The organism is Candidatus Nealsonbacteria bacterium (assembly GCA_011050465.1).
Lineage (GTDB): Bacteria > Patescibacteriota > Minisyncoccia > Minisyncoccales > RBG-13-36-15 > RBG-13-36-15.
Genome location: DRFQ01000009.1, coordinates 196,723 through 221,990 on the forward strand (window position 1 = coordinate 196,723; position 25,268 = coordinate 221,990).

General features: G+C 37.8%; 32 protein-coding genes and 1 tRNA gene. 3 read left to right on the forward strand and 30 right to left on the reverse strand.

Going from position 1 to position 25,268, the window contains the following annotated elements; genetic code table 11:
* Positions 1-57 precede the first annotated feature (57 nt).
* Positions 58-561 (reverse strand): hypothetical protein, encoded by a 504-nt coding sequence (locus tag ENH66_02895; GenBank protein ID HDZ54626.1) that lies wholly within the window; start codon positions 559-561, stop codon positions 58-60.
* Between the two features lie 239 nt (positions 562-800).
* Complete coding sequence (locus ENH66_02900; GenBank protein ID HDZ54627.1) at positions 801-1,091, reverse strand: hypothetical protein; 291 nt, start codon at positions 1,089-1,091, stop codon at positions 801-803.
* A gap of 294 nt (positions 1,092-1,385) precedes the next feature.
* Here ENH66_02900 and ENH66_02905 point away from each other — a divergent pair, with 294 nt between their 5' ends.
* Positions 1,386-2,129 (forward strand): hypothetical protein, encoded by a 744-nt coding sequence (locus ENH66_02905; GenBank protein ID HDZ54628.1) that lies wholly within the window; start codon positions 1,386-1,388, stop codon positions 2,127-2,129.
* 199 nt (positions 2,130-2,328) lie between these two features.
* Here ENH66_02905 and ENH66_02910 read toward each other — a convergent pair whose 3' ends face one another.
* The 16 genes from ENH66_02910 to ENH66_02985 all read right to left on the reverse strand — a co-directional run bounded on the left by ENH66_02910 (position 2,329) and on the right by ENH66_02985 (position 12,140).
* Positions 2,329-2,589, reverse strand: a complete 261-nt coding sequence (locus ENH66_02910) for an RNA-binding protein (GenBank protein HDZ54629.1) — start codon at positions 2,587-2,589, stop codon at positions 2,329-2,331.
* A gap of 237 nt (positions 2,590-2,826) precedes the next feature.
* The gene (locus tag ENH66_02915; protein HDZ54630.1) at positions 2,827-3,444 is read right to left on the reverse strand and encodes a hypothetical protein; all 618 of its coding nucleotides are present in this window, start codon (positions 3,442-3,444) and stop codon (positions 2,827-2,829) included.
* A gap of 2 nt (positions 3,445-3,446) precedes the next feature.
* Entirely contained in the window at positions 3,447-3,677 is a 231-nt protein-coding gene (locus ENH66_02920; GenBank protein ID HDZ54631.1) for a DUF2007 domain-containing protein, read from the reverse strand.
* Between the two features lie 268 nt (positions 3,678-3,945).
* On the reverse strand, positions 3,946-4,527 hold the full coding sequence (locus ENH66_02925) for a hypothetical protein (protein ID HDZ54632.1): 582 nt from the start codon (positions 4,525-4,527) through the stop codon (positions 3,946-3,948).
* A 100-nt stretch (positions 4,528-4,627) separates the two neighbouring features.
* Complete coding sequence (locus ENH66_02930) at positions 4,628-5,626, reverse strand: HD domain-containing protein (GenBank protein ID HDZ54633.1); 999 nt, start codon at positions 5,624-5,626, stop codon at positions 4,628-4,630.
* 155 nt (positions 5,627-5,781) lie between these two features.
* A complete protein-coding gene (locus ENH66_02935; protein ID HDZ54634.1) occupies positions 5,782-6,072 on the reverse strand; it encodes a hypothetical protein in 291 nt (96 codons plus the stop codon).
* Between the two features lie 335 nt (positions 6,073-6,407).
* The gene (locus ENH66_02940) at positions 6,408-6,797 is read right to left on the reverse strand and encodes a hypothetical protein (GenBank protein ID HDZ54635.1); all 390 of its coding nucleotides are present in this window, start codon (positions 6,795-6,797) and stop codon (positions 6,408-6,410) included.
* A 140-nt stretch (positions 6,798-6,937) separates the two neighbouring features.
* Complete coding sequence (locus ENH66_02945) at positions 6,938-7,690, reverse strand: putative folate metabolism gamma-glutamate ligase (protein HDZ54636.1); 753 nt, start codon at positions 7,688-7,690, stop codon at positions 6,938-6,940.
* An 85-nt stretch (positions 7,691-7,775) separates the two neighbouring features.
* The gene (locus ENH66_02950; GenBank protein ID HDZ54637.1) at positions 7,776-8,459 is read right to left on the reverse strand and encodes a hypothetical protein; all 684 of its coding nucleotides are present in this window, start codon (positions 8,457-8,459) and stop codon (positions 7,776-7,778) included.
* Positions 8,460-8,759: 300 nt separating this feature from the next.
* The gene (gene cyaB / locus ENH66_02955) at positions 8,760-9,326 is read right to left on the reverse strand and encodes a class IV adenylate cyclase (GenBank protein ID HDZ54638.1); all 567 of its coding nucleotides are present in this window, start codon (positions 9,324-9,326) and stop codon (positions 8,760-8,762) included.
* A gap of 447 nt (positions 9,327-9,773) precedes the next feature.
* Positions 9,774-9,977: an ASCH domain-containing protein gene (locus ENH66_02960; GenBank protein HDZ54639.1), complete on the reverse strand. Its 204-nt coding sequence runs from the start codon at positions 9,975-9,977 to the stop codon at positions 9,774-9,776.
* Positions 9,978-10,109: 132 nt separating this feature from the next.
* On the reverse strand, positions 10,110-10,313 hold the full coding sequence (locus tag ENH66_02965) for a hypothetical protein (protein HDZ54640.1): 204 nt from the start codon (positions 10,311-10,313) through the stop codon (positions 10,110-10,112).
* A gap of 420 nt (positions 10,314-10,733) precedes the next feature.
* Positions 10,734-10,946 carry a hypothetical protein gene (locus ENH66_02970; protein HDZ54641.1) on the reverse strand — a complete coding sequence of 71 codons (213 nt, stop codon included), beginning with the start codon at positions 10,944-10,946 and terminating at the stop codon, positions 10,734-10,736.
* Between the two features lie 25 nt (positions 10,947-10,971).
* On the reverse strand, positions 10,972-11,175 hold the full coding sequence (locus tag ENH66_02975; protein HDZ54642.1) for a hypothetical protein: 204 nt from the start codon (positions 11,173-11,175) through the stop codon (positions 10,972-10,974).
* A gap of 14 nt (positions 11,176-11,189) precedes the next feature.
* Positions 11,190-11,642, reverse strand: coding sequence for a hypothetical protein (locus ENH66_02980; GenBank protein HDZ54643.1), 453 nt, complete (start codon positions 11,640-11,642; stop codon positions 11,190-11,192).
* A 189-nt stretch (positions 11,643-11,831) separates the two neighbouring features.
* Entirely contained in the window at positions 11,832-12,140 is a 309-nt protein-coding gene (locus tag ENH66_02985) for a hypothetical protein (protein HDZ54644.1), read from the reverse strand.
* 186 nt (positions 12,141-12,326) lie between these two features.
* On the opposite strand from ENH66_02985, the gene ENH66_02990 reads away from it, so the two are divergent.
* Positions 12,327-12,584: a hypothetical protein gene (locus ENH66_02990; GenBank protein HDZ54645.1), complete on the forward strand. Its 258-nt coding sequence runs from the start codon at positions 12,327-12,329 to the stop codon at positions 12,582-12,584.
* Between the two features lie 683 nt (positions 12,585-13,267).
* Here ENH66_02990 and ENH66_02995 read toward each other — a convergent pair.
* The 12 genes from ENH66_02995 to ENH66_03050 form a co-directional block, all read right to left on the reverse strand.
* Positions 13,268-13,867 carry a response regulator gene (locus ENH66_02995; GenBank protein ID HDZ54646.1) on the reverse strand — a complete coding sequence of 200 codons (600 nt, stop codon included), beginning with the start codon at positions 13,865-13,867 and terminating at the stop codon, positions 13,268-13,270.
* A gap of 34 nt (positions 13,868-13,901) precedes the next feature.
* Positions 13,902-14,285 (reverse strand): response regulator, encoded by a 384-nt coding sequence (locus ENH66_03000; protein HDZ54647.1) that lies wholly within the window; start codon positions 14,283-14,285, stop codon positions 13,902-13,904.
* Entirely contained in the window at positions 14,282-16,387 is a 2,106-nt protein-coding gene (locus ENH66_03005) for a PAS domain S-box protein (protein ID HDZ54648.1), read from the reverse strand. Before ENH66_03005 ends, ENH66_03000 begins: the two co-directional genes overlap by 4 nt.
* Before the next feature lie 365 nt (positions 16,388-16,752).
* On the reverse strand, positions 16,753-18,066 hold the full coding sequence (locus ENH66_03010; GenBank protein HDZ54649.1) for a helicase: 1,314 nt from the start codon (positions 18,064-18,066) through the stop codon (positions 16,753-16,755).
* Between the two features lie 597 nt (positions 18,067-18,663).
* A complete protein-coding gene (locus tag ENH66_03015; protein ID HDZ54650.1) occupies positions 18,664-18,909 on the reverse strand; it encodes a hypothetical protein in 246 nt (81 codons plus the stop codon).
* Positions 18,910-19,103: 194 nt separating this feature from the next.
* The gene (locus tag ENH66_03020; protein HDZ54651.1) at positions 19,104-19,367 is read right to left on the reverse strand and encodes a GIY-YIG nuclease family protein; all 264 of its coding nucleotides are present in this window, start codon (positions 19,365-19,367) and stop codon (positions 19,104-19,106) included.
* Between the two features lie 483 nt (positions 19,368-19,850).
* A complete protein-coding gene (locus tag ENH66_03025) occupies positions 19,851-20,657 on the reverse strand; it encodes a hypothetical protein (GenBank protein HDZ54652.1) in 807 nt (268 codons plus the stop codon).
* Between the two features lie 93 nt (positions 20,658-20,750).
* Positions 20,751-21,305, reverse strand: coding sequence for a hypothetical protein (locus ENH66_03030; GenBank protein HDZ54653.1), 555 nt, complete (start codon positions 21,303-21,305; stop codon positions 20,751-20,753).
* On the reverse strand, positions 21,295-21,957 hold the full coding sequence (locus ENH66_03035) for a hypothetical protein (GenBank protein ID HDZ54654.1): 663 nt from the start codon (positions 21,955-21,957) through the stop codon (positions 21,295-21,297). The genes ENH66_03030 and ENH66_03035 overlap by 11 nt, the downstream gene beginning before the upstream one ends.
* Before the next feature lie 62 nt (positions 21,958-22,019).
* Positions 22,020-22,090 (reverse strand) — tRNA-Gln (locus ENH66_03040).
* A gap of 4 nt (positions 22,091-22,094) precedes the next feature.
* A complete protein-coding gene (dnaX, locus tag ENH66_03045; protein HDZ54655.1) occupies positions 22,095-23,216 on the reverse strand; it encodes a DNA polymerase III subunit gamma/tau in 1,122 nt (373 codons plus the stop codon).
* A 1-nt stretch (position 23,217) separates the two neighbouring features.
* On the reverse strand, positions 23,218-23,808 hold the full coding sequence (locus ENH66_03050) for a GtrA family protein (protein ID HDZ54656.1): 591 nt from the start codon (positions 23,806-23,808) through the stop codon (positions 23,218-23,220).
* Positions 23,809-23,866: 58 nt separating this feature from the next.
* On the opposite strand from ENH66_03050, the gene ENH66_03055 reads away from it, so the two are divergent.
* Positions 23,867-25,255, forward strand: coding sequence for a cysteine--tRNA ligase (locus ENH66_03055; GenBank protein HDZ54657.1), 1,389 nt, complete (start codon positions 23,867-23,869; stop codon positions 25,253-25,255).
* Positions 25,256-25,268 lie beyond the last annotated feature (13 nt).

Sequence of the window (25,268 nt, forward strand, 5' to 3'; positions counted from 1 at the left end):
GCTAGGGACTTGACTTGCCTCCAGCGGTTACAGCTTAATTAAGAATGCTTAGGGTGATTAAATTGTTGCCTGAACGGTAACAGTAATCGTTTTTTCCACATTGTCAGTGGAAGCAGTCGGAGTACCAATCTTCAAGTCAAACGTCTGATTGCCGCTTGCGGCAACATTGTTTACAAGAGTTGAATAGGTAACGTTATCAACATTAAAGGCGGCCCACGAAACACCAGCATCGATGGAAAATTCATGAATAAATGCATCGCTGCCGGCTGAAACTGCAAGTTCCCAAGTTGTACCACCTACTGCATCAGAGCTTCTAATACTTAAGTCTGCCGCAACATTACCGTCGTTTGTCGCAGTCTGCGTATCAACTAATGTCACAGTATCTTCGGTGGTATTCAGAGCCAAGATTCCATACTCAACAATTCCATCGGATACTGAAACGGAGACGAGCTGCGCAGTAACTGTGGCACTTACATCGTCTGTGGTAGCTCCTTGAACCGCCACTCCCACGACCATACCAACTAATCCTAAAATCATAATTGAAGCGATTAAAGATTTCATTTTTTTGCTTTTTACTTATTAATTATTTATTAAGTTCGACCTTTACCCTATTAAATGCCGCTTTGCGGCAATTTCGCTTTTGGCGAAATTATTTAACAGGGTTAAGCCTCGTATCTGAGGCAAATCAAAAAGAGGGCAAACCCTCCTTGATTTTTTAAATAATAATTTACCCCGTTAGAGATTTGTTCTCTTTGCATTTCTTCTTGCTCCCGGAATCTCTAACGGGGTCTGTTTTTAAGCTACTGGCTTAGCCAAGGTTTGTTAGGATGATTTCTCAAAATGTATTCGTATTTATCAATGCTTTCACCGGTTTTTTCATCAAAAAGCGGGGTCCCTCCAATATAAACTGTGTCTTTAGAATCCCCGTATTGATTTAAATCATTTTCAAGAATCCAGGCCTCAATTTGCTGATTTTCTTCAAAAGAAATTTCACTTTCTTTGGCCTCATCTCCCGGTCTCAAAATAACAAACCCTGCTATTAAAATCAAGACTACAAGCCCGAAAACAAGCGCTATTTTGTTCATCATCATATGCCATATTATATATTTTTTTTTAAAGTTTTGTCAATCTTTTAGGTATCAAAAAACCGTCAAAAAGGCGATTTTTTATTAGATCCCTGGGCCCGAGGGTGAAGGAGGATTTTTCGAGGGTTTTGGGGTTAAAACATTAGCTTAGGACGATTTTAGTGCTCTTGACTTTTTCTAATTAAGTCTATATAATAAATAACATTGCTCTTTAAAATCCCGGCTTAAAAGAATAAACGAGGGAGAAGGCCTGAAAGGAGAGAACTCTTGGAAAGGAAAAAGATTAATAATATAGCGAGCGTGGCAATAATCATTAGAGCCTCAAACCCAAGTCAGATTTTTATTGAATTAAAAGATGACGGTTACCCCATGAAGACGTTTCGCCGATGCCTCTGCCCTATTGGAGGCAATTGGATCGGTGAAGCGGCTAAATGCGACCAAAACCCGCTAGACACAGTCCGTCGCGAAATAATGGAAGAAATTTGCCTTGAAAAAAGAACGGCTTCTACGATCGAACTTGACCTGCTCGGCATCAAGCCGGGTAGAAGTTTTTACCAAGTTCCCACAATTGACCAAATTCCGACAAGCGATGATATCAAAATACTCGATGAGCTAAAACAAGTTATTGCCGAGGGACTGGTGCCGTTCGGCGACTACATTAACACTATACCGAAATCGGTGCTGGATCGAAGTGACCCGGAAAACGAACGCGACGGTTTTAGTGCCCTTGTATCCTACTGGGCCGTTGCCCTTGACGAACAACGTTGGAAAGAAATCACTGCTCTTCAGGAAAAATTTGGGAACCTTTCCAATGAATCAATTACACTCGTCACTTCGGTTGATGAAATCATCGAAGTGGGAGTGAAAACTGCCTTCGGGCACGATAGGCCGCTAAAGGAATTCTTTCTCTGTTACGGCCTTCATTCAGCCCAACAATTCCCGTTGATAAACGGGATTTCAAGCCAGGAAATCGGAAAACCATTGGCTTCTTATCAAGAATATCTTGAAAGATATGAAATTCTGAAAAAGCCGAAGTTCTTGTAGAAATCATGGTTTTTATTAATAAAAGTCACTGTTCGGGAATTAAACATTCCACTCAGCGGCTTTTTTGTTTTATCTAAGAAATCACTAATTTACCCACCTAAATTATAATATGAGATTCGGGTATAGTAAATTTGAGTTCAAGTTTCTTAAATACAAAAAGCCCCTTTAGGGGCTTTTTGTTCATCGGTTTAGGAGTTTTTTAAAACCTTTCTTTCATTGGCTTTGCTTCGTTCACTACAATGGTTCTTCCATCTAATTCTTTTCCATCAAGCGTTTCTATCGCCTTTTTCGCGTCATCCTCTGAAGACATTTCCACAAAACCAAATCCTTTTGATCTACCGGAAATTTTATCCATAATAACATTCGCTGACTCTACTTTACCTGCTTTTGCAAAGTGATCACGAAGACCATCTTCAGTAGTATCGAAGGAAAGACTTCCTACATAAAGTTTTTTATTCATTTTTTAGCAAATTTATTAATTAAATTTTAACGCTTCGGCTTTGCTCAGTATTAACCCTGAGCTTTGTCGAAGAGTTAACGACCTTGTTCTCAACGTAGAGATTACGGCACTTCTTTTGATTCTATACTTGTGCTTGAGAAAAAAAGAACTGCTATTCTCCAATATACAGGAAATATTTTCCTCTGTCAAACTGTTTAGTGATTGGAATTACAAAAGAATAGATTAGTCAATAATCACCTATCCTTCAGGGCTTATTTCTTTATATTTTAATTCAGACTTTTGCCACCTCCAGAACATATCCGAATGCTCTTGATATCCCATGCGCGCAAAAGTTGATATATCTCTATGTCCGTCTGTTTTAGAATCTTCTACCTCGTAATCCATGCCCCATATATCTCCGCCTATGCTAATCCACGAATCATTTATCTTTTGATATATAAAAAAGGGGCCATTTCCCGAAGCACCACGGATAGACTCACCACAAATCCATCCAGGCGTGAAAATAAATTCCTCTATACCGTCGCTATTTAAATCTATACGCTCGGAATCGAAACCGTAGTCTTGGTTAGTAAGTCCTTCTTTCCCTTTTTGTTTACAATCCTCAGAACCAAACCTCTCAATGACCTCACCAAACATAGTGGAAATAAGTCCATTTGGAGTTTCTTCTTTCGTCGAAGATACTTCAGTTTCTTCCGGCCCCACTCCTTCTGGTGGTTTTACTTCTGGTGTCTCAACTTCCTCTCTTGGAACAAGCCAAGACTGATAAGCCAGAATCCCTCCGCCAATAATAACAGCCAGAATAACAATAGTTAAAACGTATTTTAAGTTAATTTTGCCTTGAGCAATGAATGGCATAATTATTTGCTGGGTTCATTAAGATTTAATAATTTTTTAGCCTTTTCTAAAGATTCTTTAGGAACACGCACTTGATAAAGAAGGTTGCCGTGAACGGCCTGACCTGCAAGAACATCCGCCATAGGAGATGGATGTAATTCAGAAGGTATCTCCTGTTTTTTTAATAATTCTTGAATCATTCTCGCTTCTGCTTCGCTGATTGTTATTAAAAGAATATAATCTTTTGACTTCATCTTTTCTCATCATACCTTCTTCCCCCACAAGCAACAATACGGGTCAATCCTTCGATAAACTCAGGACACTTCGCCTTCGTTCCACGAAGTCAAAGTGCTGGGGGTCGTGGACGACCTACCTCGCCGGCAAGGCGGGCCTTCGAACATTTGAGTGGGCTAATTTTATTCGAGAACCTGAGTTAATTCTGAATCAATCAAGGGAGTTGTTGTAAATCCTATGATGTTTTCAATAAAACAAAAGGCGGTGTGATGTTATCGCACCGCTTACTTATTTATATCTCCTAAATGAAATAACAACGCTGTGAAGTTTGTGCTCTGAATAATCTCTCCGACAGAGCGACCATTTATTAATGCCCTTTAAAAATACTTCTTCAAAACCAGGATGGTATTTCCATGTCTTATCGCTTCCACAGCATCCACGATAAGATTCTCCAATAAGAATATACTCTTTGACATATTTGGGCCTCCGAAAAGCAGGAGTCCAATCTTCTTGGTAAGGCATCCACGAGCAAATAACTATATTGGGCCTAAAACGACGAATAGCCTCATGATAATCAAGAAGTTTTACTGGGGCAACGGGTACAATTTCCTCATACCCGTCATCGGTGGCTATTATATTAATTCCCCGCTTTCTTAGTTCTTCACTTAGTAAACCACTGCCAGCTCCAACTTCAAGGATTATTCTTCTGCTTTTCGAGATTTTTTTTCTTTCTTTTAAATAGTGCGCCAATGCATCCACAAACTCTCTATTGAAAAACTGGAAGATAGGTTGTTGCGTGTTGAAGCAAGCGCTCCACCATTCAGTGTGGTTTCTAAGTAAAGCTACAGCTTCCTCAAAAGTAAGGAGCACGACTTACCTCCTTCTGTGTTAAAAGAACTTTCCCCCTTCAACTAAACAAATTTTAACAATACTAGTAAAAAAATCAAGTCGCCTTCTTGACGACTTGCCATTACCTTGCCTCTAAGAATTTTATATAGTATTCCTTTGGTTGTAAGTATTTATTTTTAAGATTAATAAATTCAGGATCTAATTCAGAAAGTTTTTTAAGATGATTATTTACCAGGATTAGAGGATCTACTGCTCGTGATTTGACTTGGGCATATAGGTCATAATTATTTTTATCACTCACTTTATATTTAAATTTGTTATCCGCTCTCTCAATTAAACGAGCCAAATGATTGTCCTGAGCTGTCCCAGCCCTTATTTTTGTCCATACATTACTATCTGTTGTGAACAAATCATCCTTACTGATAACTTGTTTATTAATAGCATACTTTAATAGTTCCCCCATAGTCTTAAGCATTACCGCAGATTCCAATCCTGACCAAAACCAATTATTCATTTTTAGATATAACAAGGAGTATTCCCTGGCTAAATTCTTGTCTTTAAAAACCCAGAGGTTATCAATAATTACCAAATTATCCAGGAAATTGTTTATTTTTTCAAGGCTAACCTTTCCAGTCAATACAGCGTCTCTTAAAAAATAATCGATCCTATCTGCGCATAGATTTGGCAACGGACTTTCTTTTAAGGGGAAATTAGTTTCGTCCAAGATAAACTTATAATCAATTCCGTATCTGTTTAAAATTTCAGGAATTTTTGAATTTTCGATAAATTCTTGGTGGTAACTATCCTGAAAATCATGGCTTACTTCAGAACCATAAACATAGTCCCCTACGTGAGAGAATACGGTATGAGAAACATCATGGATTAAACCGGCGACCTGTTCCTCCAGGGAGGCTCCAAATCTTTTAAGCAAGATTAATACACCAACCGAATGTTCAAACCTATCGCATTTAGTGTCGGGAAAATATGGTTCAAAATGTCCGTGCTGATCTATACCTTTCAGTCTTTGCATACTTTTGCTTTTCATTAATTCCAGAATAATCGGTTCCCCTATCTCATTTTTTCCATAAATTCGATCTTTATACTCCATAATATATCTCATTTTATCAAAAAACCGCCTTCTTGGCGATTCAAGAATTTAAGTATACCCTGCCCTGCTACTCACTATTTTTAAACTGCGGATGCCTGGAGAATTGTGGGGTTATAAAAGAGGCACCAACCTATTGCTGATGCCTTTGTCAATGAGTATCCAATAAGCTATCGTTCTGCGTAATCATACCTAACGCTTGCGATTGCTTCTTTAATGGCAATTATGATCTTTGTGACCTTGCCGTCCAAGATTGCTTCTCGCCATTCATCGGTAACAGTCTGAGTGATTGGTCCTTTAGAAGTAGAAAGTGTCATCGTGTTCTGGTTCCCATCACGGGGCGGTTTAGACATATCTCTTGGTGAATCTTCCAGGACTCCCAAAACATCTATTTCTTCTTGTCTTACACCTAGCTCTTTTTCCAGGTGTTTTCCCCAACCATCAAAGAAGTGGTTGCTCATCTTTTCCCTCCTAACTGATTGTTAAGGATTCTATGAGTAATCCTATAATTCTCATATTAAAAGTCAAGTCAGAGGCTCTTCAACAAATTCAGGTAAAATTAACTCTCTTTAGAAACAAAAAGGCGGAGTGCAATTTGCCCCCGCTCTTTGATTCTAAAAAACTACCATTTCTCTGACCAAGTGTTACCTCCGAGATAGTTACCGTCAGAGTCATAAGCAAAATAAAGCGTTGCTATGCACCATAATCATCTTTTCTTGGAAAAGATACTTCTACCCGTAATTTCTCAGTATGATCGTATGGCGTCATTTCCTTTCTCCTCCGTGCGTGGCTATTTCTAACGGACCAGGCTAGTTAAAGACTCTACACGTACCAGAATATCTGATGAATGGGAAGGAAAATGAACCATCCCATCTACTTTTTCTATTAACTCTTTCGCTTGCTCAGGATCATCATGGGTGAAGAATACTACAATTGGCGTATTGAAAGATACTTCTTCTTCTGGGGTTCTTTCTCTGATTTTCGCTATCAAATCTGGAGATTGAGAAACAAGAGACGCTTCCAGAACAATAGCGTCATAGACCCAGAGTTCCCTTATTTCAGGAGGAGGAAGCATTTCAATTATTTCTTCGGGTGAATGCCTAATTTCTACCCTATGTCGTGTGGCCAGTCCTAAAGAGTAATAATGTTTTTGCTCGGAATCGGTTATTCCCATCAGTATTCTCATGTCGTAACCTCCTCTCTTACTCAATCTCTATTGAATTGACAAGGTGCCGCCTCCTTTGTATCTTATACTTTAATGGGCTTTATTAAAAAAGGCAAGCCGAGATGACAACCCGTGGGCGATGGACTATGAGTTATAATTTTTTAGAGATTATCTCCTTTTTGCCATTGAATTGCTTTAAGCAAGGGAGCGTAAATATCATCGTCTCTATCTATGTCTAACGGATTAGAATCTGTGGGGTTAAATTCTTCAAATCTTATAAAATTAATATCTTCTATAATCGCAATTGGAGTTTGTTCGTTACCTTCTCCCATAATAAAAACAGCTGAGGCAGCTAAAGAATCGGCTATATTAGATTGAGAAACTTCCATTTCTCTGCCGAATATATCTTTAGTTCCCCGATAGTCTTTTACGGGAAAAAAACCATAATAGGCTATTGAGATTCCCGTAGTTCCGCACCTTGAGGGGGTGCAATGACTATCAGCGATAATTATTCCGAAATTATTTAAATGATAATTTTCTTTAATAAAACTATAAATTTGTTTTGCTGCCTGAAATGGTTTCTTTGGCCATAAAATAAAATATCCGTTGCCATTACTTTCATCAATGCCTGCTGTCGGGATTAAGACATTATCTTTCATTGTCAACATCACATAACCTTTGGGCACTTTGTCTCTATCAAGATACAAATCAGCTTCTTTTTTAATTAAGTCATCTTTGTTTTTAATTGAATCAATCTTCAGGCATTGCCCTTGCCAGATAGAAACGATTTTGGAAGCTAAAACTATTATTGATTTTTCTTTTAAATTTAAATCTGAAAAACTTTCCTTGATAAGAGAAAATAAATCATCTTTAGGGGGCATAAATGGCCTGGTTTTGATTGATTTAACGAACATAAGGATTAATAGCTTTTATTAAAAATCAAGGCCTTTTTATTTTACCATAAAAAGGCCGTATCTAAAGACAAAGAATAGACAGATTTTAAGCGTGAGATTTAAAGAATCTTGGAGAAATAAGATAATTTTTGTTAACCAGGGGTCTTAAAATATGAACTCCTTTAATCGCAGTTAGTTTGTCCAACACGGTATTCATCACCAAATAACTTGCCCAAATGCCTATGGTAAAGAAACCACGCTCAATAAAAACTACAGGAATTAAGGCCAACCAAATCTGAGGGGTCAAGCCAAAAGCGTAGAGAAAAATTGTTGAACCGACAGCGTGGGCAGTAAAAGTAGCACCCAAGCTATTTAAAATTAACCTTTTCTTTCCAAATGTAGCAGCTAAAGGAATTAGCCAAATAAGAGGAAAAAGCCAGGCTTGTTGGCCAATAGGATGAACTAAAAATAAAATAATGCAAATAGGAAAAATTATAGCCATCTTTTTTCCTTTCATTCCAAAGTAAACGGCCGCCAGCATCATCGGCAGAAAACGCATAACAGTCAAGAAATCTAAAGTTTGCTGAGTAATAATTATATTTGCCCCTCTGACGATAAAAGCTGAGAGGGCACCAAAAAACGGTCCCAAAAACATTCCACCAAGAGGAGCAATAAGTTCAAAAAGAGTAAAGTTTTGGTCTGAACCGATAATCCCGGAAATAGGAATCTGAAAAACAATTAAACTTAAAACAATAAAGATGATTAGAAATAAAACTTTCTGTTTAGCCATTTTCTATTAGTTAATAATTAAAAACTCATTTTTATTATATGATAGAGTGTAATTTTCGTAAAGGCAATTCGGTGTATCAATTTAGAAACAAAAAGGCGGTTTGGCTTTATGTCACACCGCCTTGATTAATATTTTTCGCCAACGCAATTTGGGCTACTGCCGCTCCACAGAAACGATGAAGACGGGGTACTACTGATAGGTCGGTCAACTCAGGGTAGGCCGCGCTCAAGGTGGCTGGCCATCGTAAAGGATGCTAGAACCGTGCTTCAGAGATTAGATAGATATGTTTGTATTTCAGACTTAAGCTCTGTTTAATTTTTTGTATAACATTCTTGGGTAGCCCATTTCCTTCTGAATCTCGTATTCAACATTCAAGTTATTCAGAAAATCAGAACAGGCTTTTCTTGTTTTGTCTACACCACCAAAATCCTTTTTTGCTTCAACTTCCATAAAATCACCCAAATCTTCAATCTCGTCCAAGGTTACCTCAAAATCACCACAATCAAAGTATTTTCGTGTCTTTTTAACAGTAACTTTAAGAATCAATCCAATTTTCTTAAAAATTTCCTCAGCAATTTCTGGTTTATCAACAAAGGTTTCGTATTCATCTGTTGACCTTAACCAACCGTCCTCACTAAAATGCAAAAAAGAATAATTTAGATGATTTCTGCCTTCTTCATATCTTACCCTTAAATATTCGTCTGGCATATTTTTAGCAAAAAAATCTCTCTGTGGCGGCACAAAGTATTTATCAATTTGTTTGCGAGACTTAACAAATTTCCCTACTTCATTTAATCTCTTTTCAATCTTTTCTGGGTTTTTAATTATAACTTGGATTTCAACTTCAACGTTTTTCATATAATTCATCTTACCAAAAAAACCGCCTTCTTGCCCACCTAAATTCGCCGCAGAGGCGAACTTGGGCGGGCTTAGCGATTTTTTAGCTTAGCTTGGCGGTGGAACGTAATTCGAGCTTGATCTTGGGTAACTTACCCAAACGACAAAGCCCACTGAATCGCTTCACGTTCCTTTTGCGTTAAGCAAAAGTTCTAAGCGAAATCGAGAGAGTCCACTTTAGCCACCTACTCACTAACACATGTACACAATACTTCCGCTTGCCCACATCCAGCACACTTAGGCATACAATGACGGTCAGATGGTGGATCACCATGCGTATGGCCGGAATCATGCTGATCCGCATCCTCACCGCAGATTGCACACTTCCAGTTCTCGGCAGGACTATTACATTTTGCACATTTCATATTTTTTCATCTCCTTTCTTAATTATCTAATTATCGACCTTTTAATTATAATTTAACATTCTTTATAAATTTTTAAAACTGTTGGGTGGAGGCTCCGAAACCCAAATTTTTTAATCACATTCTCTTTAGTATCTTTTTTAGCAACGTAAATATAAAACCAACCTCTGTGATTGGTATTCTTTGTTCTTACCTCAATCTTTTTCTTCCCGGAGACAAGCAACTCTGCCCAAGGTTGGCTCATTGTGAGACCATTCATATTTTACTATTTTTTCCCCACCCTGCTACTCACTATTTTTTAAATCAAAACAGCCCAGCGATATGATTTCCCATATTATCTTGCTTCTCTTTTAAATATAAAACTATCAAATCAATACTTCAATCAAAACTTCTATTCAGTTTTTCCTAACTTTCCGGTTAATTTGTTATATAACCAGCCGAATTTGTAGATCAAGATGAAGCTAATAACGGCTGCTTCAATTATGCCGGCGATTATTCCACCTATACTTAACGAGAAAAAAATGTGCCACTGTTGCATCATTTCGACAGCTCCGGTATACATTCCTAAATTGCCAAGTATTCCCAGTAATAACATAATTAATGCAGAAATGATCGCTGCTGCATATCCTAGTGCCAATGGATTTAATTCTTTATTCATATTTTCCGAGATTAAATTATTAAATATAAATACGACCTTTTTTTCTTTATTTCATTATACCTCCCTCTCTGCAAAACAAAAATCCCGAGGTCACATACCTCGGGCATGAGGCGGCTCGGTCCCCCTTCGCCAAGATTACGGACGGATAAATCCTCCTTCGCTAAAGCTACGGAGGAACAAGTCGGGGCTATTTTAAGCTAAAACCTGTCCCGTAGTAAGCTCTGCTTTACTACCGGGATGAGACAAATGGGACATTACTTGGGGGTATATTTTGGTGTCTCATTTTGGGTATACCCTACTACAAAAACAAAAGGCGGTGTGATATTTATCGCACCGCTTAGGTTATTGATGTCTGGGTTATGCAAGCCTTATTGATTTATCCTTGAAAAGAGTTACTGTGTCATCTACTGGTATATAGCCTCCTCGCATATTAGCGGTCGGCTGGAGCGGCCTAACGGGGATACATTCCTTTTCCTCAATAATATTAATTGGCCCTGGTAACCTTTGAAATACTCTCCAGTCAGGTGGCCATTTAAACCAAGCGTTTTCAGCGAGTTCTCTTGCCTTCATTCTTTCACCCTTTCTTCTTGGAAATCTACTCGGTATCTTCTAATTTCCATTTAGTTTCACCACCTCGTCTTTCAAGGCAGTAAACTTGGCAGAGAGCTCCTAATGATTGGGCGACTCCATTAACGTGTAGCCCTGTCCTTTTTGCAATTTGTCTTGTTGTGGCTGTTCCGCCTAATTCTTTTAGAGCTGCTAATATCTCTTTTTGGCGTTTTTTGAGAGATGCCATCATTCTTCCTCCTTCTTTTAATTCTCTGGGAAATGGAATTGTGATAAGTCTGGACTCCAGTAAGAAATAATTAACACGGGGTGATTATTCCCGATAGAATTCAACACTTCCCTGGTTTCGTTTTCCCATCTGGAATCGCTTGGTTCTAAATCCTCTGAATCAAGACAGGTCGTAGCTTTATCTTTACTTAAAAAAAGAGCAATTATCGGAGTGGTCTTTCCTCCATAAAACGCAATATTTACCTCTTCTGGTTTTTGGGGTGACCTTTCAATTCCTCTTGGATGATCTTCATCATATAGGATAATTCCACAAGGAGTAATGCCCACATATCTACCATTCTTAAGTCTTTGTCCGACAGAAATCTTACTTTCCCCTCTTAATACGATTTTCTCAATGATAGGGATACCTTCTTCATCTTTTTCGTCTTTCACCAAATAGACAGATGTAGTTGTTACTGCAAAGAACTCCATTTTTACCCTCCTTTTTTGTACACTAGGACTATCTTTAGTTTAATCAGATTTGATAAAAAATCAACCCTTATCAAAAAAACCGCCTTCTTGGCGATTTTTAATACTAGGGTCATCTAGCGGATGAGATTAGAACCTGTTTAGTAGGTTAAAAACAAAAAAGCCCCGAAGGGCTTAACGGTTGTTTCTTTTTTATTCTTTTATTGGTGCGAGGATGGCATTAAGAACATTGCCTGGAAAATGGCAGTTCGGACAATCGTGGGGGATAATATTGCTTGAAAAGCAACCCTCTCTACGGCTTGCAGTAAATACAAACTGGCAATAAGGGCATTGCCTCTGTAAGATACTTAAGGCTACACCGCCAGGATGATATTCGCCGCCAGTATAAGCATCAACTGCTGCGCTTTCGTTTAGAATGGTAAAATCTTTTTTCAACAAATCGTTCAATTCTGCTCTGTTTTTCGGCAGTTCGGGTATCGCAGGTTTCACGCTATCCAGCATTTATGCACCTCCCTTAATGACTAAATGAACTAAGTTAATTTTATATAAATTAATTTATTTGTCAAGTAAAAAAGCTCCAAAAAGGGCTAAAAAACAAATATTTATTTAGAAACAAAAAGGCCTCTGGCTAGTGCCTGAGGCTGAAAAAAGATAATGAAGGTTTATTTTAGATACGAGAGTATTTGAATGGCAGTGATACCAAACGCTATCATCCCAAAAGAAAATGTTATATCTTGTCTTCGAGTTTCTATCCAGCAGATAATCACTACTATATATAAGATTCCTATTAAAGCGAAATTCGAAAAATCAAGATTGAGGGCAAGATTAGCTGTTGCCAAGATAATTGTCAAAAGAAAGAGTATAAATGCAATAAACGGAAACGGCTTTCTTCTTTCTCGTATCATTTCCACCTCCAAGTTGGGAAAGGGCTATATTAGAGGATGAGGTTGATTGGCAAATAGATAATTGGGGGTGTGGCCCTCCTTTCTTTCACCTCCCAACCCCATCCGTAGTTAATTTAACTTAGATTAGAATTGTTGTCAAAACAAAAACCCCTACTACTAAGTAGGGTGTTATACTTTGCTGGCATCCTCGGTCTAGAACCCACAATTTAAGAGGAAATTCGGAGGTTTGAGGCGTGTCTCATTGACGCGTCTCGGTCAGGGTGTCCCGCCCTCTAAGCAAATAGATAAACATACAGCATAGAGGGCCGGGATGAGACAAATGAGACACTATTTAAGGGTATATTTTGGTGTCTCATTTCGGGCGTTCTATACCCTGCTACTTAATATTTCTTAAAAATCGCCTTCTTGGCGATTTCTTTTCATAACTGGGAGTCGTGGTACAGAACTAGCCGGTTCGTACCTACACCGTATCATATGGTACTGGGGTGGACGATTTTCCTTGTCCGTCCGAAGTCCCGCAAGGCGGGACGAAGAAGGAGAACAACAAATTGGGTGGAACTTATCCTCTATCCTCAATTAACTTTATTACAATCTCAAGAATTATTATCCCCTACCTAATATTTTTGGTAAATCCTTCAATTTAACCGTGATGCTTCACGAAATGTGAAATCGTGCTCAAGAATTTCTGTCAAAGAACTCTTCGATTCCCCCTGAGGAAAACCATTAGAATGCTCTTTTACACTTTGGGCATACAAAATGTGCTACAAACCAATGGCCATTAGTGCGCGTATAGTCAGGAATCAGCTCTAAAGCCATTTTTGTTTTACAATGAGAACATCGAAACCCTTTTGAAAAATCAATATCCTGTTGTAATTTTGCCGCATCCGCTCTACCTTCTTTTACCTCAAGCTTGTAAGAATTAATATTTTTTGTAATATCCACTTTTGTTAATAACGCATGGATCTTGCTTAATATTTCTCGCGGTGAATAAAAGCCCTTTACCGTATAATCGTTTGCCCCTAATTCGAGACCTTTTTGAATATTTTTTTGTCCTCCCAATACTGAAAAAATAATAACAGGGATATCCTTTATTGCTGCGTCAGCACGAATATTTTTTAAGACTTCAAATCCATGCAGTTTCGGCAAAATCAAATCCAATAAAACCAGGTCTGGTCTTTTTGATTTTACTAACTGCCATCCACTCTCCCCATCTTCAGCTTCTAAAACCTCGTACCCATCATTTTCAAGAACGTCTCGATAAATACGCCGGAATCCTGCTTCGTCTTCAATAATTAAAATGGTCCCCTTGTCCTTTTTATTCATATGTTTCTTTATGCATAACTTTGCAATTCAGTTATCAAGTGTTTATTAAATTTCTTAACCTCTCAACCAATTCTCGTGGCGTTGTTTTATCTTTAACTATGTACTCTTTGGCGCCAGCGTTTAGAGCCTCTTTAATGTCTAATTCTTGCCCTAATGCGCTCAAAATAATAACTTGTAAAGTATCTAGCTTATTGTTGGCTCTTATTTTTTTTAAAACCTCGACTCCAGTCATGTCAGGCATCACCACATCAAGCAGAACAAAATCATAGTCTCCAGAATTAACTTTTTCCAAACCGTCTCTCCCATTCTCCGCTTCATCAACTATAAAGCCATCTGCCAAAAGTCTCTCCTTATACATCTTTCTTATAAAAGAATCGTCGTCAATAAGGAGTATTCTTTTCTTTATTTTTTTAATCATTTTTTCTTGAAATAAATATAAAATGTAGTTCCTTCCCCAGGCTTTGTATCAAAGTTTATTTTTCCACCCTGAAGATCGATGAACTGTTTTGCAAGGTAGAGTCCTAAACCCGCACCGGCAGCTTTCACTTTCCCGCCTAAAACCTTCTCTTTGGCAAAGAGCGTTTTTTGATTCTCTGGTGTTATACCCTCACCTTCATCCTGAACTGACATCACAACATCTTTTCGATCCTTATGCAAGCTTATTGTAACAGAGCTGGACGGCTTAGTAAATCCAATCGCATTATGTATTATATTCCTAATAATCTCTACTGATTTGTCAAAATCTGCCAAAATATAAAAATTTTCCTCGGGATACTCTTTTTTAATTGTAACGCCTTTTTCTTTCGCCATTTTCATAAGAGGAGACAAAGCAATCTCAAGTATTTTCCTGATTTGTACATTTTTTATATCAGCTGTCAGCATTCCTCGTTCAAGGCGCGAGACATTAAGAAGATCATCAATAAGTTTTGAGTTTCTGTCAGCAATAGCAAACATATCGTTTAAATACTCTTTTTGCTTTTTGTTCAAAGGACCAGTAAGACCACTAAGCATATTATCAATAAACCCTTTTATCTGCGCAGAAGGAGTTTTTAGTTGATGGGAAGCCAATGAAACAAACTCAGTTTTGGCGCGATCAATTTCTTTTTCCTTGGTAATATCCCTCTCAATGCCGACAAAAAACATTACATTGTTTTCTTGATCAAGCACCGGAGCAATATGCGTTTCAGCATCATATATCTCTCCATTTTTTCTTTTATTACTAAGCTGATCGATAAAATGCTCCTTTTTAACCTTAAGAGTATTCCACATTTTCTTATAAAATTCCGGCTTCATCCGCTTCCCCCACAAAGACGGCCTTTGACCAATCATTTCTTTCTTTGAATAACCAGTTATTTTCTCAGCTGCCTTGTTAGCATATAAAATAAAACCGTCGATATCGGTGATAATAATATGGTCGGAAGCATGTTCTACGGCCAGCTGAAATTTCTTCAAATCTTTAGTAAGGCGATCAGCAATCCTTTCAGCTCGTACTTGTGTTCGGGTAAAAGAATACAAAACAAAGAACAACAAGACGCTGAAAGAAACTCCTCCTACGGCAACCGCAAGCGGTGTATATTTTTCAGTGCCAATCAAAGTGGCAAAGCTCGGAAGGTCATGAAAAGAAAGCTTCCAATCCCTGCCCCCGACATTAATTATTCGCTCCGCATTAAATTCCGGCACAACCTTATGTTCAAAATCTTTACGAACAAAAAGTATCGACCCTGATTCATCCACCGCTTCAACGTGCAAGTTTTGGGATTCTGGAAATACGCTCAAAAGCGATTCAAAAAAATCACTAGCCCGAAACACAGCAAGCACAAAACCATTAAGCGCTTCTCTCCTTTCTTGGACTGTTTTTATAGATATGCCCTCTTCATACAATGGAAGGAATATAAGAAATCCTGCCTGCTCTTCTTTTTCCTGCACTAATCGGATAGGCGCTGTAGTAACAGGAGTATTTGTGTCTCTCGCTTCTTCAAGAGCCATTTTCCTCGCTGGATTTGAAAAAAGATCAAAACCAAAAGCCTCCTCGTTTCCCTTGAAAGGCTCAATGTATGTAACTACAAAGTACTCTTCGCGCTCTCCTTCAGGATAAATGATAAAATCAGGATAGCCTTCGGATATCATACCTTCTATATCATCCCGCACATCTTGCATGAAGGTCTCTTTATCTTCTAGGGGCACTCGAGCGATAAATTCAAGCGCCTGGATTCCCGGGAATTTTTCCTCAATCGACAAAGAGTTTACGTAGGCACGAAAATCATTGCGGTCAACTTTCTGGCTTGCTGCAAAAAGACCGCGCATGCCATACAGTATATTTATATATTTATCAATACTTTCTTGAATATGGATATGGGTCTCTGTAACTATCGCAATAAATTTCTCCTCCTTTTCCAGATTCAAAATTTCTTTTGTTTTATACCAGGCAAAACCAGTCAATATGAAGAAAATCATAAAAAGCAGCAACGGAAGAAATAGTTTTTTCAAACTGATTTTAAATTGTGGAGTTTTCTTCATCATTCCAATTGTTTTTCTGAATCTTCAAAAATATTGATAAAAGTGTGGCTTATAGTAATTTTATTATACCACTGCCTAGGAATTTTGTTGATCCGCTGCTACCTATATTCAACCCCGAAATGCAACACTTGAGGATTGAATTCATGGATATTAAAAAAATCGCCTTTTAGACGATTTTAAAATTCGTAAATAACGCGTCTCGGTCGGGGTGTCCCGCCCTCTAAGCAAATAGATAAACATACAGCATAGAGGACCGGGATGAGACAAATGGGACACTATTTAAGGGTATATTTTGGTGTCTCATTTTTAGCTTATCCTACTGATGCCTGAAGGGATATTTCGCTATTTCAGAAATTTGTAGCCAACTATCAACATTTCTGTATAAATTCTTTTTGTAGTCTCCTTTTCCTAAAAATACTCAATGTTTTAATATGTTGCTGTGCTTCTTCTGATTGTCGAATCAAATTTATTTCTAGATCAATGACCTTTGGGTTTACCTCTAGCGCTGTTTCATTAAAACCTATAAGTTTTAGACTATCTAATGTTTTTACTCTTGATAGAGCGACATATCCCATTCCTCTTTCGAATGCTTTACTAAGATCAATTTCGGCAGCATCTAGGGTCATCCCTTGGCTTTTATGAACGGTAATCGCCCAGGCAAGCCGAAGAGGTATTTGACTAATTTCAGCTTTTACCACATCGTCCTCTTTGATTGTCCAACTCGCATGGGTAGCGATGATTTTTTTACCGGAAAATATTTTCACTATAGGATATTCATTATTATCAAACCCAACTACCTTGCCAAGTGTGCCGTTAACATACCCTTTGTCAACATTATTTTTCAAAAACATAACCTTAGCGCCTTTCTTAAGCGTTAGTTCCTCAGACGCCAAACAGTTTCTTTTCAATAACTCTACAAGTTTAGGCTCTCCTTTCAAATGCATATCATATACAAACTCTTTTCCTTCTATTTTATCTAACTGAAGATGATTTATGGCATCAACGTCTATATTATGAGTATATAGCTTGGTCGGTTTAATGACAGATGATAGTTCTTTGTTTTCTCTACCCGACAATAACTGAAATGATTCATCTCTTATTTTATTGTTCCTTATGTCAAATAGTATTTTTGATAGTCTTGGATCTACATGTCGGTGCTGTTCTTGTAGATAACAGACTTTCATGTCCATATTTCGCCACACCTCGGACTCTGTAACAAATTTTGCCCCATCACCTCCGCCTTTCTGCACAGGGGGTAATTGAAAAAAATCCCCCGAACAGATTATTTGCATGTTTCCGAATGGTGTCAAATTATTTTTAAATGCCTGACATATATTATTTATAAGATCAAACTGGAAAGAATGAAGCATAGATATTTCATCAATAATAATAATATTAGTATTCCGGAATCTCTTTTGCAAATAGCTCCTCTTCAATAAATTTCGTATATTGCTGTCTGTTAGTTTTTCTTTAATGCCTAGCCCAGACCATGAATGAATGGTAACCCCATCCATATGTGTTGCGGCTATTCCAGTTGATGCTGTTACAGCTACCTTTACTTTATTTTTTTTAAGATACGAAATATATTTGTTCAATAAAAAAGTCTTGCCGCTTCCAGCCTGACCCGTTAGATAAACATTATACCCTAATTTTAATATATCTAATGCTTCTTTTTGTGTCATATTTTATAATTTTACTCTACCAAAAAATCACCCTCCCTTAAAGGTGAAGAACGACGTCTCGGTCGGGGTGTCCCGCCCTCTAAGCAAATAGATAAACATACAGCATAGAGGGCCGGGATGAGACGAATGAGACACTATTTAAGGGTATATTCTGGTGTCTCATTTCTAGGGAATTATTGGCTGTTTAAAAAGAAAAGAGCCACCGTAGTTGAAGAGTGTTTGTGCTCTTTTCATCGGGTGGCTTGGGCCGAAGCCCTTAATGATGGCTACGATTTAGTGGACTCCTGAGACAGTCCCAAGTAGAGACTGATTGGCCAGACAGCGGCGCATATCGCTCCTGCCACGGCAAGGATAATCCAGTGCCATCTCGAAGGTGTTGAACCATCCTCTAATTTCAGCCCTACGGCCGAAATGTACCCCATGGCAACGGAGAAGTATATGGCCGCGATAACCGCGTAGCCTAAAATGAGCCAATGCATTATGCTGCCCTCCTTTTACCTTTATTATACACCCACATTTCCGTTTTGTCAAGCCCGCAAAACAAAAGAGCCTCTAGCTGGTGCCTGAGGCTATGAATGATAAAGAACTATATCAAAATTAACTTTCTTTCTCTTTTTCAAGAAGAACACGAAGATATATTGTCATTCGCCACAGAGAGAACAAAGTCATAAAAGATGATATCGCAAGAATCCCATAAGAGGCAGTAAGGTTTCTTGTTTCCGTTGTGCCAGTTACCATCAAAATTGCCATGACAAGAAAAAACAAGAAAACGGCCGCCAAGATAACATATATCCTTATATAGAATTTCGCTCTTTCTTTCGAGCTATCGACTATCTCCGTCATATTCTTCACCTCCCGAGTTGTATAAGAACTATTTGATACTTAACCCTATTACATCCTTAGTTATTCGTCAATGAAAAACCGCCTTCTCCTCCATAGGCGGACAGGTTGGCGATTGATTTATACCGGGCTTGGAGTCTCACTGCTCGCTCGATTAAAATAATTGTCCTTCGATTTAACTCAGGACAACCCTGAGTTTACCGAAGGGTTGGTTTGCCGAACTTAATAAGATTTAATTTCTTTTCTCTTCTCCATCCCTTAATTTCAGACTCTCGATGCATAGCCTCTTTTAATGTTTCAAATTCTTCTGAATATCTTAAAACAACTGGTCTGTGAATCTTAGTGTAATGAGCTCCCCATTTCGATTCGTTATGCTGTTTTACACGTTTTTCTAAGCTATTAGTACAACCGACATAGAAAGAATAATCGGAACATTCAAGGATGTAAACGTAAAATACCATACTATTTGTCACTTCGTCGTTCCTCTCTTCGAGCCTGAGGCTCTCAGAGCCGAACGGCCTCAGTGCCTTCTTCAATATTATTTATAGTGCCAAAGGCCCTGATGAATGAAGTGAAGAAGGGCTGCGGGGCTTGGAATCTCACTGCTCGCTTCGCTGCGCTTTAGACACCCACGGGTTCTAAGTATTACCCCAAATTCGCTTCGCTAGAATTTCGGGGACCCCAAACGTTTCTGCCTCAACGGCAGAAGCCTGTTTTCCTACACGGGGAGATACCCAATCTCCCCGACCCCCTCTGTGCGGTTCTCATCCAATCCCCTACGCATTAATTCAAACCAGTAACACCCATAAAGGGTGTTCTGTTTTCAATACTGGCATCCTCGGTCTAGAACCTGTGTTTTGAAGGGAAATTAGGGGGTTTGAGGCGTGTCTCATTGACGCGTCTCGGTCGGGGGGTAATCTTTTTTTTATTAGAATTTTTCTATCTTACGCGAGCTCTTGTTGGATATCTTGCAACTGTTTCTTAACCTTTATGTCTTTTTCCTGCCTTTGAAGTGTCTCAATTTTCTGATCAAGTATGAGCTCTATTGATAATTTAATTGGTGCAAAATATCTCAAACATTCTTCCTCGGTCAACTCATGAACACCTTTGCTTAAAATTGAATAAATACTTTTCATCTCCACAAGTTGACTTGGTAAAAATGCTTTAAGTGTTTCCACTTTATCCATCATCCTTTGTTGTTTAAAATCAGCTTCAGCAACTCCGATAGAGACTGCATTTTTTGTATACGTCTCGAAAATGAGGTTTTCGAAGATCTTACGTAAATACACAAAAGACCCCGCACCAGCACCGTGTGCAACCAAACCAATTGCTTTTTTCAGATTCTTTAAGTCTTCGGTTAGAAGTACTTTGTCGTATTTCTTACCAATCTCGGAGAACTGTAAATCCGCAAGCGACGGGTATTGCCCAACCTTAAAAATGATTTCTCTATTTTTATAAACAATGAATCTCAGAATATCTTCTGATTTTCTCTTGCAAGTGAGAGTTATTAGATAAAATCCAATGTTTACATGTTCACGGATATCACTAGCCCATATATCCCAAGTATCAATTTCATCCATATTTATATTGTATGTAGTTTCCGAACTATTCTTGGCACTATACGCGTCTACGTCACCATTGAATGTATTTTGTTCGAGTTGCGCTAAAACCACTTCTTCATACAAAGGAGTCTCAAAATAGAAATTATGTTTACTTATTATATTCTCTTCAGTTGTAGTTTCTTCTGCCATATTCTTTATAAAACAATTGTTCTATTTCATTGATGTGTTTCGGTCGGAATATTTTTAAATTAAAAAGATGTTAGTGCTTTATGAAGTATGTTTTTATGGTCGAACGATTAAATGACAGTAGAGTGGCCGACCACTATAAATCCTATCGCTAACTATTTCTTCACGAAGGGCGACGACATCAGGGATTGAAGAATCTGGATCGTAGATAAAAAATACTAGATGCTCACAATGCTGATGGTGACGGTATACTTCAATATCATCATGAAGTTCTTTCGATATTTGTTTTCCATGTACCTTATCGCGAATAAACTTTGCCTCAATAACTGTTTTGGCAGATTTTGAAAGAAAATCTTTAATAGCAAATCTGTTACCTACTTTTTCTGTTGGATTCTCATAAATCAAGTCAGTTACCCAAGGACGTAACATTAGATAGATCGCGTCTTGAACATCATTTTCCCCTTCAAGATTTAATTTTGCACCAGTAGAACGCCGAGTATTTAAATACCGGACACATTCCGTAAACTGCTCTAAAGCAGACACAATATCTATATAAGATAATTCTGTCTTTAATTTTTCCTCGAGGTGAGGCCGGAATTCTGCTAAACTTGCGCAAATCTCCGCTTGTTGTTTTATGTTTTTATTCACCATTAATCTTATAAAGACGATTTGCGATACTCTCTATAATTGCATCGTAATCGGCCTTGCTTTTGTTTTCTGGTAAATGAATGTGTAGATCAATTCTTAAAACTGGTTCATTTGTAGACTTACTTACACCATTATCGCCTACGGTGGGAGCGCTTGATTGTCCCGATTGACTGACACCATCAAACGTGGCGTGATCAGCTAACGCTTTAAAGGTATCAACTTGAAAGCGAATTGTCTTTTCTCCGCCACCAGAATTGATATTAAAAAAGCTTGTCAGTTCCTCAGTTGCTGCCTTCTCTGGATTCTTCACATTCTGAAAGAGGGTCTCGTAAACGACTTTAATTCGTTCGCCAAGTACAGAAGCACCAGTCTCTTTTTTCATAAATTCCGTATAGTGAGTAGTCGGTTCACCTGCAGCCGATAAAAGATCAAGTTTTTTAAGAACGCGTAAAATTGATTGGTCGTTTGCGTTTCTGAGCCCCCATACCTTTAGGGTCCCACCATTAATTTTGGGTGGTTTTGGTTTTCCTGGAATCATTTCAAGAAATTTCCGTAGCGACTTAGGAACCGTACAATAAGGAAACTGTGGATTACCATAGGTAGTTTCCTTAGTTTTTTTATCTAGTTTACTATATTTTTTTTGTTCTTTAGCCATGATTATATAACGATTTAATGTTAATGACCCGTCTCGGTCGACCGATACCGAGCACAAGACTGCTGCGGGGCTTGGACTCGAACCAAGATTGACGGCTTCAAAGGCCGCTGTCCTACCTTTAGACGACCCCGCACCGTTTAAACAACACTACAGGCATCAATAACTGCCAATTCCAGAGGTAATTGCGGTATTGACGAATACTTTATTTTATTTTCAGCTTCCAGAAAAAGATTTAAAATATTCTGAATATCCCGTTCTTTAAAATTTGCTATTTGAGCCTGGAGTTTCGATTTCTCCTCCGAAGACAGGCCGGAAATTATTGGATTGGACAAATCAGGATTAATCTTCAAGATCAATCCCTGCCTTAAGTAATTGATAAACTGTTTGGTGAACTCTTGAATGTCCAATCCTTGCTCTATTTTTTCCTGTAGAAACTGGAGGGCCCGGGGGGGTTGTTTCTTTGAGATGAAATCTAAAAATTGGCTGATTAAAGCAATATCAACAATACCCAAAAGCTCTTTAATGTCGTTTTTTTTAATTTCTTTTGTTTGACCAGAGAAAGTAATTAACTGATCCAGCAAACTTTCTGCGTCTCTTAAAGAACCTCCTGAATTTAAAGCAATTATTTCCAATGCTTCTTTTTCAATCTTCACGTTTTCTTTTTTAGAAATTATTTCTAATCTTTTCAATATCTCCGGCAAGGTTAATCTTCTAAAGTCAAATCTTTGACAACGAGAAAGAATCGTTGGAATCATTTTATGGATTTCGGTTGTTGCCAGAATAAAAATAACATGACCCGGAGGTTCTTCTAATGTTTTCAAAAGAGCGTTAGCTGCATCCTTTGTAATCTGATGACTTTCATCAATTATATATACCTTATATTTTGCTTTTGCCGGGACAAATCGTGTACTTTCTCTTAATTCTCTTATCTCATCAATTCCCCGGTGGGAGGCCGCATCAACTTCGATTAAATCAATTAATTTTCCTTGATTAATTTCTGAACAGGTTGAACATTGATTACAAGGCTCAAAGTTCCCGCCTCCATCATGGCGGGCAGGCTTCCTATTCTCGCAATTAATCGCTTTGGCAAAAAGTCTCGCCATGGTGGTCTTTCCACTGCCGCGGGGACCGGAAAATAAATAAGCATGGGATATCATCCCAGCAGAAATAGCATTAGTTAAGGTTTGAACAATATGTTCCTGGCCAATAATGTCAGAAAAGCTTTTTGGCCTGTATTTGCGATAAAGAACCAAACCCATATTATTTAAAAACGATAAATTTGTAACCGAGGAAATTCCAGGCCATACCAAAGAAAGCAGCCGTTATTGCGCCAATATTCAGCCAAATCTTTTCTGATAAACCGAATTGCGGGCCTATTACAATCACAACCAAAGAAGCTACTCCAACATTTATCCCAAACCCTATTAAGCTAACAATAAAAAACTGGGTAAATTCTTTCTTTGGTTCAGTTGATTCTTTTTTTCTAAAAGTCCAAAATTTATTCCAAAAATAACTATTAGTTACAGCAACAATGAAAGAAATCCCTTTTAAAACACTAAAACCAAAACCTGTGGTAATTCCTAATATTAAGCTCAAAACATTTAGAACTCCTAAATCTACAAGAGTATTCAGAATGCCCACCAAAGCGAATTTTGCTGCCTGCCATAAAATGAGAAATTTCTTGCCGATTAAAGAAGCTATCCAAAGCCCGAATAACGTCAAGATTGGCAGAATAATTATTAAAGACCAGAAAAAAGGTATTTCCAAGCGAATGTTTTTGAAGATAACCAAAGCCAATAAGGCCGATGCCTCACCGATAATTAAAGCTGCTAAAATATCAATTTTCTTCATGTTCAATTATTTTATCACGAATTTCCAAAAAAATCAAAGCATGATAAAATAGATTAATATGCTGAAATTCTATAATACCCTATCTCGAAAAAAAGAGGCTTTTAAACCAAGTGGATCGCTTCAAATAGGAATGTACATTTGTGGTCCTACGGTCTATGGTCCCGGACACATTGGCCATGCTAGGACTTATATTGCCTTTGATGTGATTAGAAGATATTTGGAGCATAAGGGATATAAAGTGAAATTCATAATGAATATTACTGATGTTCACGATGATGTAATAAAAGAATCGAAAAGATTAAAAGTCCCCTTTTTAAATTTATCTGAAGAATATACAAAATTATTTTTGAAAGATATGCGCCTTCTCGGGATCAAAGAAGCAAATCATTATCCCAGAGTAACAAAACATATTAAAGAAATAATTAAATTCATTACAAAGCTTATCGAGAAAGGGTGCGCTTATAAAGAGAAAAATTCTGTTTATTTCGATGTTTCAAAATTCAAAGATTATGGCAAACTTTCGGGGATTAAATTGAAGAAAACTTTGGCAGGAACCAGGGTAGAAACCGATAAATATGAGAGGGAAGAAGCTTCGGACTTTGCCCTTTGGAAAGCATCATCCTCTAAAGAACCAGGCTGGTCAAGTCCCTGGGGAAAAGGCCGGCCAGGCTGGCATATTGAGTGTTCTGTAATGTCTCAGAAATATTTAGGAAGACAGATTGATATTCACGGGGGAGCTAAAGACTTAATTTTCCCTCACCATGAAAACGAAATTGCCCAATCAGAGTCTTTAATTTCAAAAAAACCTTTTGTTAAATATTGGCTGCATTCTGGTTTATTGACTATCAAGGGTCAAAAAATGGCAAAATCTCTGAAAAATTACATTACTATTGAAAAAGCTCTCGAAAATTGGCCCACTAGAGTTCTTCGCCTATTTATAATTAGCAGCCATTATCGATCTCCCCAGGACTTTAATGAAAAGGCATTGAGGCAGGCCCAAAAAGGGATAGAAAGAATTGATGAATTTTTAGACAAACTAAAGAGATTAAGAGGTAGAAAACGACCGGCTAAAAATTCAGCTTTGCAGGCTCAGAAAGAATTCGAAAAAGCAATGAATGATGATTTTAACACTCCGGTTGCCTTAGCCTCACTTTTCCGCCTCATCACTCAAGGAAACTATCTCCTGGACAAAGAAAGATTAACTTTTGCAGATGCCCAAGATATTTTAAAATTTTTAAGAGAAATAGATAAAATTTTCGACTTTATCTTTTGGAAGGAATCTAAAAAAGAAAAAGTTCCTGAAAATATTTTGATATTAATCAAAGAAAGAGAAAAATATCGGAAAAGAGGAGATTATAAAAAAGCTGACCAGATAAGAAAAAAAATAAAAAAAGAAGGTTATTGGCTTAAAGACACTAAAAAGGGACCAAAAGTTAAAAAACTATAAACTTTAACTTATA

Excerpts from the sequence above, each read along its gene's own strand:
- ENH66_02895 (HDZ54626.1), bottom strand. The coding sequence starts at position 561 with ATGAAATCTTTAATCGCTTCAATTATGATTTTAGGATTAGTTGGTATG.
- ENH66_02900 (HDZ54627.1), bottom strand. The coding sequence starts at position 1,091 with ATGATGATGAACAAAATAGCGCTTGTTTTCGGGCTTGTAGTCTTGATT.
- ENH66_02910 (HDZ54629.1), bottom strand. The coding sequence starts at position 2,589 with ATGAATAAAAAACTTTATGTAGGAAGTCTTTCCTTCGATACTACTGAA.
- ENH66_02915 (HDZ54630.1), bottom strand. The coding sequence starts at position 3,444 with ATGCCATTCATTGCTCAAGGCAAAATTAACTTAAAATACGTTTTAACT.
- ENH66_02920 (HDZ54631.1), bottom strand. The coding sequence starts at position 3,677 with ATGAAGTCAAAAGATTATATTCTTTTAATAACAATCAGCGAAGCAGAA.
- ENH66_02930 (HDZ54633.1), bottom strand. The coding sequence starts at position 5,626 with ATGAGATATATTATGGAGTATAAAGATCGAATTTATGGAAAAAATGAG.
- ENH66_02935 (HDZ54634.1), bottom strand. The coding sequence starts at position 6,072 with ATGAGCAACCACTTCTTTGATGGTTGGGGAAAACACCTGGAAAAAGAG.
- ENH66_02940 (HDZ54635.1), bottom strand. The coding sequence starts at position 6,797 with ATGAGAATACTGATGGGAATAACCGATTCCGAGCAAAAACATTATTAC.
- ENH66_02945 (HDZ54636.1), bottom strand. The coding sequence starts at position 7,690 with ATGTTCGTTAAATCAATCAAAACCAGGCCATTTATGCCCCCTAAAGAT.
- ENH66_02950 (HDZ54637.1), bottom strand. The coding sequence starts at position 8,459 with ATGGCTAAACAGAAAGTTTTATTTCTAATCATCTTTATTGTTTTAAGT.
- cyaB (HDZ54638.1), bottom strand. The coding sequence starts at position 9,326 with ATGAATTATATGAAAAACGTTGAAGTTGAAATCCAAGTTATAATTAAA.
- ENH66_02960 (HDZ54639.1), bottom strand. The coding sequence starts at position 9,977 with ATGAATGGTCTCACAATGAGCCAACCTTGGGCAGAGTTGCTTGTCTCC.
- ENH66_02965 (HDZ54640.1), bottom strand. The coding sequence starts at position 10,313 with ATGTTATTACTGGGAATACTTGGCAATTTAGGAATGTATACCGGAGCT.
- ENH66_02970 (HDZ54641.1), bottom strand. The coding sequence starts at position 10,946 with ATGAAGGCAAGAGAACTCGCTGAAAACGCTTGGTTTAAATGGCCACCT.
- ENH66_02975 (HDZ54642.1), bottom strand. The coding sequence starts at position 11,175 with ATGATGGCATCTCTCAAAAAACGCCAAAAAGAGATATTAGCAGCTCTA.
- ENH66_02980 (HDZ54643.1), bottom strand. The coding sequence starts at position 11,642 with ATGGAGTTCTTTGCAGTAACAACTACATCTGTCTATTTGGTGAAAGAC.
- ENH66_02985 (HDZ54644.1), bottom strand. The coding sequence starts at position 12,140 with ATGCTGGATAGCGTGAAACCTGCGATACCCGAACTGCCGAAAAACAGA.
- ENH66_02990 (HDZ54645.1), top strand. The coding sequence starts at position 12,327 with ATGGCAGTGATACCAAACGCTATCATCCCAAAAGAAAATGTTATATCT.
- ENH66_02995 (HDZ54646.1), bottom strand. The coding sequence starts at position 13,867 with ATGAATAAAAAGGACAAGGGGACCATTTTAATTATTGAAGACGAAGCA.
- ENH66_03000 (HDZ54647.1), bottom strand. The coding sequence starts at position 14,285 with ATGATTAAAAAAATAAAGAAAAGAATACTCCTTATTGACGACGATTCT.
- ENH66_03005 (HDZ54648.1), bottom strand. The coding sequence starts at position 16,387 with ATGATGAAGAAAACTCCACAATTTAAAATCAGTTTGAAAAAACTATTT.
- ENH66_03010 (HDZ54649.1), bottom strand. The coding sequence starts at position 18,066 with ATGACACAAAAAGAAGCATTAGATATATTAAAATTAGGGTATAATGTT.
- ENH66_03015 (HDZ54650.1), bottom strand. The coding sequence starts at position 18,909 with ATGACGGAGATAGTCGATAGCTCGAAAGAAAGAGCGAAATTCTATATA.
- ENH66_03020 (HDZ54651.1), bottom strand. The coding sequence starts at position 19,367 with ATGGTATTTTACGTTTACATCCTTGAATGTTCCGATTATTCTTTCTAT.
- ENH66_03025 (HDZ54652.1), bottom strand. The coding sequence starts at position 20,657 with ATGGCAGAAGAAACTACAACTGAAGAGAATATAATAAGTAAACATAAT.
- ENH66_03030 (HDZ54653.1), bottom strand. The coding sequence starts at position 21,305 with ATGGTGAATAAAAACATAAAACAACAAGCGGAGATTTGCGCAAGTTTA.
- ENH66_03035 (HDZ54654.1), bottom strand. The coding sequence starts at position 21,957 with ATGGCTAAAGAACAAAAAAAATATAGTAAACTAGATAAAAAAACTAAG.
- dnaX (HDZ54655.1), bottom strand. The coding sequence starts at position 23,216 with ATGGGTTTGGTTCTTTATCGCAAATACAGGCCAAAAAGCTTTTCTGAC.
- ENH66_03050 (HDZ54656.1), bottom strand. The coding sequence starts at position 23,808 with ATGAAGAAAATTGATATTTTAGCAGCTTTAATTATCGGTGAGGCATCG.
- ENH66_03055 (HDZ54657.1), top strand. The coding sequence starts at position 23,867 with ATGCTGAAATTCTATAATACCCTATCTCGAAAAAAAGAGGCTTTTAAA.